This is a genomic window from Acinetobacter lactucae, from assembly GCF_013344765.1.
GTDB lineage: Bacteria > Pseudomonadota > Gammaproteobacteria > Pseudomonadales > Moraxellaceae > Acinetobacter > Acinetobacter lactucae_A.
The window spans coordinates 1-6222 of the sequence record NZ_JABVBF010000193.1; the positions used below are offsets into that span (position 1 = coordinate 1).

Consider the following 6222-nt stretch of genomic DNA (forward strand, 5'->3'; position numbering starts at 1 on the left):
GAATATGGGCAACTCCCATTAATACGTAATTTTCGTGATTTTAAACACTTTAAAGATGCAATTGAGTGGTCGAATAAATTTAATATTCAAAAGACGCCTGATGGGCAGATTTTGTTAGCAGTTTTATATGCTGAAGCTAAAGATGTTGTAAATGGCAAAGCACAGTTAGCAAAGATTAATACTAAAAATCTGAAGACTGATCAACTTGTACAAGTGGCTTATGCATATCGACTCATCAATTCGCCTGTAGATGCTTTATCTGCAATTGAGCAGGCTTATCAACAACAACCCAAGTCTTTTGCAGTTTTGCAAGAATATACTTATGACTTAGCGGCTGTAGGTGCTTATAAAAAAGCTCAGCAGTTATTGCTTGCCAGCGATAGAAATGTGCAAATTGAATCACTTCAGCATTGGTTGCAGGTCAGTGAGTTTTCTCAACGTGTAAATAATGCAATTACTCGCTATAAATATCTCAATCGAGAAGGCTTGTCTGATAATGAAGGTTTTGCAGAATTAGATGAAGTATTGAAGCAAGGTGAGAAAATACAGCCTTTGATTCAGCCTTCAGACCCGAATTATTTAAGATTCCATTATGATTATTTATATGCTTTGGACTTTCGTGGCCGTAGCCGTACAGTACTAGATCAATTTACTAAATTAAATGTACCGTTAGAAAAACTACCGGCTTATGTACGTCATGCGATTGCTGATAGTTATTTAGCAGAAAGACAACCGCAGCAAGCTGAACTTGCTTTTAAAACCTTACTTACCGAGAAAAACTACTCAGATATGACGCTATATACAGGGCTTTATTATTCTTATATTGAACAAGAAAAGTACAAGCAAGCTGAACAACTTCTGAGTGAGATTGATCGACTTATTCCGATGTATAAATATAGTCAGGCAAAAGGGGTAGATAAAACCAGTCATCCTGATCGTGATGACTATATTACTTTACAGGGTATGCATTTAGCTTATGCAAATCATCTTGATCAAGCAGAAAAGTATTTTCAGAAACAAGTAAATCTTGCACCTGCAAATGAAGGTTTAATTAATAATCTGGCTCGTGTTGAGCGTTGGAGAGATAAACCTCTACAGTCTAAACAAACTATTTCTCGTTTAAATGGTTTAACACCCGTTGCGAAAGATACTCGAATTAACCAGATGCAAAATGCTCAGGCTTTAGGAGATATTCCTGAATGGCGTAAAAATACTGCAAATCTTTTGGAATATTATCCTGAAGATAGTGGTGTAGTTAAAAGTCGAAAAGAGTTAGATGATCGGGATAGAGCAACAATATCGCATTCAACGACTTGGGGGCAAAGTAAAGCAGAAAATAGTGATTCTGTGAGTGGGCAAAATGGTTTAAAAGACCGCGAAATGGAAACTCATCTTAATAGTCCGTGGATTAAAGATAATTATCGTTTATTTGCTTGGCATCAAGATCGTTACGGTGAATACCGTTTTGGTGATGTACATGACCAACGTTATGGTGTTGGTGCTGAGTGGCAAGCAAACCGTAAGGCATTGTCGGCAATTTTTTCGCAAAGTACTGATGGTGGACAAGCAGGGGTTCGTCTTGATTGGTCGCAATGGTTAAATGACCACTGGCAATATCAATTGCAGTATGATAGTCAGGCTAATATTCCATTACAAGCAATTGACGCTGGTGAAGATGGACAAGCTTACCGTGCTGCTTTGACATGGCAAAAAGATGAGTCACGTCAGATTGGGGCGAGTTATGGCCTAACTGATATTAGTGATGGTAATAAACAACAAGAATTTTCGACTTTTTGGCGTGAACGATTATTTGATGCGCCGCACCATATTACATATGGAACCGTTCGTGGATTTTATGGGAGCAATAGTCTAGATCAGACAGCTTACTTTAGCCCAAGCAATCATTACAGTGCTGAGTTGAATTTAAGCCATGACTGGGTCACTTGGCGAGAATACGAACGCTCATTTAAACAGCATTTTGAAGCTGGAGTAGGGCTTTATAAACAAGCAGATTACTCAGCTCGACCAACATACTCTTTGCAATATCAACATCAATGGCAGCTCTCACGGACTTGGCAACTTAATTATGGAGTTGGTTGGCAATACCATCCATATGATGGTCATGATGAACAGCATACCTACGGTATTTTTGGATTTGAAGGGCGTTTTTAATGAATAATATGATGTCAAAAATGTTGAGCTGCGTGTTTGCTTCAACATTATTACCCGTACAATTTTCCTATGCCCGGATTGAAACTGAACTACCAAAAAACCATACGGTTTCTTTAACTTTTCATGATGTGCGAGATGATGTATTAAAAGAAGGGGATCGTGATATTTATGCGATTCAAACAAAAAATTTGGCACAATTCCTAGATTGGCTCAGTCAGTCGGACTGGAAACCGATTCGTCTGAAAGACATTGAAGAGGCTCGTAAGCAAGGTAAAGAATTACCTCATAACTCTATTTTACTCACCTTTGATGATGGTGCTTTAAGTAGTTATAGCCGAGTTTTTCCTTTACTTAAGCAATATCAGATTCCAGCAGTTTTTGCTCTTCCAACTAGTTGGTTAAATGGCAATACTCAGGCAGGTTATGAAGCTTACGGGCAGGGTAACTTGGTGAACTGGGCGCAAGTTCGTGAAATGCAAGCCTCTGGGTTAGCCGAATTTGCAAGCCATAGCGATGATTTGCATCATGGCGTATTGGCCAATCCTCAAGGTAATGAGCAACCGGCGGCGACTTCTTATGCCTATTTAAAATCGCAATCACGTTATGAAACAGATGCAGAATATCAACAACGTATTTTGCAAGATTTAAAAAAATCTTATGCGGTTTTGAAAAAAGAAGTTGGGGTTAGTCCTAAAGCAATTATTTGGCCGTATGGCGCCGTGAATGAACAATTAGAAAAGTTAGCACAACAGGCTGGTTTTCAGTTTTCGTTCAGTTTGGGGCGTGACGGTATGAATCGCGTGAGTGACTCAACTTTTAAGCGTAGCTTAGTTGTGAATAACCCTACAGCCGAACAACTAACAGAAGGTATGTTAAATATTCTGAATTTTGAAGAGTCAGATTTATTTAAGCAACCACGTCACTTTGTGAGTATGGATTTAAAGCAATTAGCAGCGCAACAAAACACCCAGACTGATGAAAAACTAGGACAGTTGTTGTCAAAACTATATAGCTTAAAAAACAATGCTTTAATCTTAAAGCCTGTGGAAGATAAAGATGGAGATGGGCAATACGATGTTGCTTATTTCCCCACAAATAAAATGTCTGTTCAACAAGATATTTTAAACCGTAGTTTATGGCAGGCTCAAACTCGTGCGGGTCAATCAGTAATATTAGAGTTGCCTGCTTATCCGCAGAAAGATAAACCATTTTTAACTGTAGATTTGGTTAAAGATATTGCACGTTTCAATAGTAATTTAAGTGGTGTTCAACTTAATGCAGGAACATCTTTGAATTGCGCAATGCAAAAAATAACAGTGCAGGAAAACAATTGCATTGAACAATCAAAAGAGCTTGCACAACTGAGCCAACTGACTAAAAAAGCGGTTAAAACTTATTTAAATATGAGTAACCAGGCGCAGTTTAGTTTACTGCTTACACCTGATTTAGACCATATCGAAAATCTACCTGAGCTTATAAAAACGCTTTTGTTACAACATGATTTAGTTAATCTGAAGTTCGATGTGAAGGGTAAGAAAAAGCAATTTAATCAGTTGTTAACACTATTAAATAAGCTTGATGCAAATGATAAGCAAAGAATAATGCTGACTTTAGTATTACCAGAAAACTCGCAAAAAACTGCTTGGGAGGAGGTTCAGCAAGCACTCTTTTCTATTCAGCGGATAGGAATTCAAAAATTTGGTATTGATGGCTACGACTTTGAAAATTCAAAAGAGGTTCATCAATATTTATATAATCCGATTAGTTTGAATTATAGCCCTGTCATGTATCAGCCTTTTGCTGGATTGGTAGAGGGGAAAAAGTAATGAGAGTATTACTCGATATTCTATTTGCTTTTGCCTTTTTATATCCCTTGCTAATGGCTTGGACATGGATGGTAGGGGGACTTTGGTTCTTCTTTAAAAGAGAATACCGTGAACAAGCACTTCCTGAACCTACAGATGAAGGATGCAGTATCATCATTCCGTGTTTTAACGAAGAAGCGCAAGTACGCCAAACAATTCGTTATGCGCTACAAACCAAATATCCTAATTTTGAAGTAATTGCTGTTAATGACGGAAGTAGTGACAGAACTGCTGAAATTCTCGATGAGTTGTCAGCGCAAGATTCACGACTTCGGGTTGTACACTTAGCAGAAAATCAAGGTAAGGCCGTAGCTTTAAGATCGGGAGTGTTGGTAAGTAAATACGAATATCTTGTTTGTATCGACGGAGATGCATTATTACATCCGCATGCCGTACTTTGGTTAATGCAGCCATTTATTAACTTCCCACGAATTGGCGCGGTAACGGGTAATCCACGAATTTTAAACCGATCTAGTATTTTAGGAAAATTACAAGTTGGTGAGTTTTCTTCGATTATTGGTTTGATCAAACGTGCACAGCGTACATATGGTCGTATTTTTACAGTATCGGGTGTGATTGCCGCATTTCGTAAAACAGCACTCGTTAGAGTCGGGTTTTGGTCAGACGATAAAATTACCGAAGATATTGATATTTCATGGAAGTTACAGCTCGACCATTGGGATATTCAGTATATTCCACAAGCGCTTTGTTATATCTATATGCCTGAGACATTTAAAGGGTTATGGAAGCAACGTCTTCGATGGGCGCAAGGTGGGGTTGAGGTTCTTATAGAATATATTCCACAAATGTTCAAACTACGTGTTCGCAGAATGTGGCCAGTCATGATTGAGGCGTTAGTCAGTATTATCTGGTCTTATGTCATGATCATGATTTTCACGTTATTTTTTCTTGGATTATTTGTTGAACTGCCTCAGCAATGGCAGGTCAACACGCTTATGCCGCAGTGGTATGGTGTAATACTCGGCGGAACATGTTTGATCCAGTTTTTAGTAAGTTTGTGGATTGATCAGCGCTATGACCGCGGTCGTTTCTTTAGAAATTACTTTTGGGTCATTTGGTATCCGTTATTTTTCTGGTTATTGACCTTGTTTACAAGCGTTGTGGCGGTACCAAAAACTTTATTTAACACTAAAAAACGTGCCCGTTGGGTAAGTCCAGATCGAGGCTTCCGTGGAGATAACCCATGAAACCTGAGGAAATTAAGGATATAGAGACTTTAGATATCCCTGAATATATTGACCAACCAGAATATGTCAAAAACAAGACGGCAAACTATACATTACAAACAATTGGTTGGTTTTGTTTAATGTGGTTGCTTTTTCCACTTGTTTCACTGTTTTTATGGGTTTTTGAAGGGCACTTAATTTATGATTATGTCTGGGTAGACCATATATCAGAAGTTAAAACCTTACTACATTTAGCATTACTCATCGGAATTAGCGCGCTCATTTTAATTTTATGGGCAAGCTATAACTGGATTAGGTTTAGTGGTGAGGATCGAAGAGCTAAGGCACCTAATAGTTCTGTTGAATTACTAGCAGCCCAATTTTTGGTCACGCCTGAGGTGTTAACTGAGTTGCAAAAAAAACAACGCATCATTTTGCATTACGATGATCATGGTAATTTGCAAAAATACGAGTAAATAGAAAAAGCATGGTTTTAAACCATGCTTTTTTTACTTTTATAGGGTTGCTCTGATAATAATATCAATAGGTTGTTCTATACCGTCCATACTATGAACTGAAGTATTAGTAATCTTAACAATCGGCCAAGTTTGTAATTTACAGTTAGGTTTTTGCAGTGCAGCATAATAACTATCAGATTTAAAAAATACTTTTTTAGTCGTTGCCATATTGGGTGTTAAAAGGCGCTTAAGCCATGTTTCACTCACCTGAGTGTCAAGAAAACGTAAGGCCAAAAGACTTTTTACTCGATTGTTAAATAACCTGCGGTTTTTAATAATGAGTGGATGAGTAATCAGCTTATTTGTGCCCATTTGACTATGGGGCAAAATAAAGTGAGGGGTAATTTGAAATACGGTCACAAATTTTGCTTGTTGACAGATTTTTTCAAGATGGGTCACGCTATCTTGATTAGTACCAATAATTGCGACAGTTGAATCTGAAAAGTCAAATTCTTTAATTGAACTTGATGAAATCACTTG

The 6222-nt window shown here is 37.8% G+C and carries 5 protein-coding genes; 4 read left to right on the plus strand and 1 reads right to left on the minus strand.

Translation table 11 applies throughout. The annotated features are described in order from the left end of the window. From pgaA to pgaD, 4 genes are all read left to right on the plus strand, one after another. Nucleotides 1-2172 (plus strand): poly-beta-1,6 N-acetyl-D-glucosamine export porin PgaA (gene pgaA, locus HUN22_RS15030; RefSeq protein WP_174730941.1); only part of this gene is annotated, 2172 nt, incomplete at its 5' end. Further along, nucleotides 2172-3998, plus strand: a complete 1827-nt coding sequence (pgaB, locus tag HUN22_RS15035) for a poly-beta-1,6-N-acetyl-D-glucosamine N-deacetylase PgaB (RefSeq protein WP_174730944.1) — start codon at nt 2172-2174, stop codon at nt 3996-3998. The genes pgaA and pgaB, both read left to right, overlap by 1 nt. Then, nucleotides 3998-5245: a poly-beta-1,6-N-acetyl-D-glucosamine synthase gene (pgaC, locus tag HUN22_RS15040; protein ID WP_174730946.1), complete on the plus strand. Its 1248-nt coding sequence runs from the start codon at nt 3998-4000 to the stop codon at nt 5243-5245. Before pgaB ends, pgaC begins: the two co-directional genes overlap by 1 nt. Beyond that, complete coding sequence (gene pgaD / locus HUN22_RS15045) at nt 5242-5700, plus strand: poly-beta-1,6-N-acetyl-D-glucosamine biosynthesis protein PgaD (RefSeq protein WP_174730949.1); 459 nt, start codon at nt 5242-5244, stop codon at nt 5698-5700. Before pgaC ends, pgaD begins: the two co-directional genes overlap by 4 nt. Before the next feature lie 39 nt (nt 5701-5739). Here pgaD and HUN22_RS15050 read toward each other — a convergent pair. Further along, on the minus strand, nt 5740-6222 hold a 483-nt coding region (locus tag HUN22_RS15050), incomplete at its 5' end, for a flavoprotein (RefSeq protein ID WP_174730952.1).